Origin of the sequence: Providencia sp. PROV032 (assembly GCF_028484875.1) — a bacterium.
GTDB lineage: Bacteria > Pseudomonadota > Gammaproteobacteria > Enterobacterales > Enterobacteriaceae > Providencia > Providencia rettgeri_E.
In genome coordinates this window covers 1-2,835 of the sequence record NZ_JAMPSX010000064.1, presented here as the reverse complement: position 1 = coordinate 2,835, position 2,835 = coordinate 1, and the positions used below count along the sequence as shown (strand labels likewise).

General features: G+C 37.2%; 2 protein-coding genes. Both read right to left on the bottom strand.

Annotated elements, in window-relative coordinates:
- Window positions 1-22: 22 nt before the first annotated feature.
- Window positions 23-907: an Mph(E) family macrolide 2'-phosphotransferase gene (locus PSF42_RS20585; protein WP_000155092.1), complete on the bottom strand. Its 885-nt coding sequence runs from the start codon at window positions 905-907 to the stop codon at window positions 23-25.
- Between the two features lie 55 nt (window positions 908-962).
- On the bottom strand, window positions 963-2,438 hold the full coding sequence (gene msr(E), locus PSF42_RS20580; RefSeq protein WP_000052512.1) for an ABC-F type ribosomal protection protein Msr(E): 1,476 nt from the start codon (window positions 2,436-2,438) through the stop codon (window positions 963-965).
- Between the last annotated feature and the right edge of the window lie 397 nt (window positions 2,439-2,835).

The following is a 2,835-nucleotide window of genomic DNA, read 5'->3' as shown; positions in this document are numbered from 1 at the left end:
CCTCAGCAATCATATTTTTAAATTATATAACTCCCAACTGAGCTTTTGCTCCAACGATAAGGCTTTCATTTTGAGTTTCTAAGGCAAATAAACCATACATCAAAGGAGAGGCCGCTGCTCTTTCTAAAGTCTGTTCATATAGTTTATTCCAAACTTTACCCCCTAGTTTTTCATACTCGATGATTAGAGTTTTGAGGCTTTCTTCTCCAAACAAAGTTACATGCCCAGCAAAATCAATCGCTGGGTCATCTATATGGGCTGTTGACCAATCAATAACGCCTGAAACAGCTCCATCCTTTGAAGCTAGTACATGCCCAGCATATAAATCGCCATGTATAAATTGGGTGAAATCTGCCCATAGAACATCATTATCCAACCATTTTCTGTAGCGGGTTTCCAATTGCTCACTTATACCAATTTCAGATTTTACTAACTGCAAATTGTTTGCTATTTCAGGTCTTAAATCTGAAGGTTTCATAATTTTCAAATCATTTTCCCGAACTTCTTTTTCAGGAATACTATGGATTTCAAATAAGGTTTTTGCCAAAGATGTTATGTATTTCGGGCTATCTTTGTCCATATTCCAAATTATTTCATAGGTTTCAGCATCCAAATTTAAAACAGGATTATCTTTAAGTATGGGATAAGCCACTAATTCTGTAGATGAAATTCTCCAATCAGGAACCTCTACAGAAAGATGTTTTTTTACCAATTCTAAAATGCGTTTTTCTTTCTTGATTTGTTCCCTCATGCCATCACGACGAGGAATACGCAGCAACCATTGTTGCCCCTTTGTATCAAGAGCAAAAACGACCTTAAAATCAATGCCCATTTCATTGAAATTCATTTTGTCCGTAAGCAACAAGCCGTGTGCTTCAGCAAGTGATTGAATATCTTGAATTGTCATTTTTAATTTCCTTTAAAGAGTTCAATAATTAATGTTCGGATTAGATTGGCTATCATTAACAATCTCTCTCAAAAGTCTTGATGATTTTGTGGTCTTTGATCTCGTAGATAATGTCAGCAATATTATCGACCAATTGCTTGTCATGAGATACGAAGATAATAGTTCCTGCATAGGACTTCATCATTGTTTCTAATGCGGCAATACTTTTTAGGTCAAGATAGTTTCCTGGTTCATCCATAAGCAAAATATTATATTTTCCTAAAAGCATTTTGGATAAAAGCAGTTTGATGATTTCACCTCCCGATAAGTCGGATAAGTTTTTTTGAATATCATTCGCTCCGATCCCCATTGAAGCCAATACTGCACGAATTTCCGCAACTGTGTACTCGCACTCTTCCTGCATAAAGGAGAGCACAGATTTATGCGTGTTAAATTTATATCCTGTTTGTGTAAAGTAGCCAATTTCAGCTTTTGGAGATATGGTTAATCCATCAGCACGTTCTGATATCATTTTTAACAAGGACGTTTTCCCTGTTCCATTCGATCCAGTTATAGCGACTTTAGCGCCAAGCGGTATTATAAAGTTAGCGTCATCAAAGATAGTACGGCTACCAAATTTTAAGCTCAGACCATCTGCCGTAATCGGGAACTTATTGTGCAGTTCTAGGGCTGAACTTTGACGAAAACGAATAGAACGCAAATGCTCTGGTGCTTGAATATCTTCTAATGCAGCCAAACGCTTTTCCATACTCTTAGCTGCCTGATACAGTTTTCTTTGCTTGGTGCCAGTCATTTTTGCATGCCCAAGTCGTCCAGCACTTTCGGTAGAGTTTTTGGATTTTTCTCCTTTTTTCTTATTGTCTAATCGATTAGCTTGCTGGCGTTTTTCTTGCACAGCAGATTCTAATCGCTCCCGTTCCTTCATCATCAGCTCATATTCTACGGCTTGGTGTTGTCGCTCTTCTTCTTTTTGACGCAAGTAATCCGAGTAACCACCCCAATATTCCGTAATTTTACCGTCTTTTAACTCCCATATCTTGTCTACAACCATATCAAGAAAATATCGGTCATGACTGATAACAAGTAATGCTCCATCAAATGCTTTAAGTTGACCAATAAGTAGATCTATTCCATTGAGATCAAGGTGGCTGGTTGGTTCATCCGCTAGAATGCCATGTACTTGTTGGGAAAATGCGGCAGCAATTTTTGCACGAGTTTCCTCTCCGCCACTCATTGTGTCGTTTTGTACATTGGAAACACCAAGGCGAGATAACATTGCCCGGTCTTCGACCGTTTCTATTTCGATTCCGCCCAGTTGGCTGATATGTGCAAAATCACCAAAACGCTGTAATGTCGCTTCGGCTAAAACAATTTCGCCATTAAGTACTTTGAGTAAACTACTCTTTCCTGCTCCGTTATCACCCACAAGACCAATACGGTCATAAGAGTGAATTTCCAATTCATCAATATCCAAAACATCACGCCCAGCATAATCCAAGCGTATGTTTCTCGCTTTAATAATTAAACTCATTTTTATTTACTCCTGTTTAGCTCTTGAAATTTTTTATGCAGCAAACAGGATTTAGGTGAAAACAAAAGCTAGCATCACAGTGTCCTCCCAAAAAAAAAGCTATTCATCCACAGGGTGGACAAATAGCTAGTCAATTAAGTTATAACTGGAAACTATGCACTAAAAGCATACTTATAAATTAAGCATACTTTTACTTTATATATCCGCATATATTCTTAAAGACACAACAAAAGCCCACCATTATAAAATAGTGTCACTATGCAAATAGTTGTGTCTTAACGAATGCGGATAGAATGCATAAACTTACCTAAAAAATAAAATTCAGTTTTATGATAACTTTACTGTTAAAAGAAGTCTAGACAACCTTGTTTTATGCTTGGATATAAGGCTTATTTTA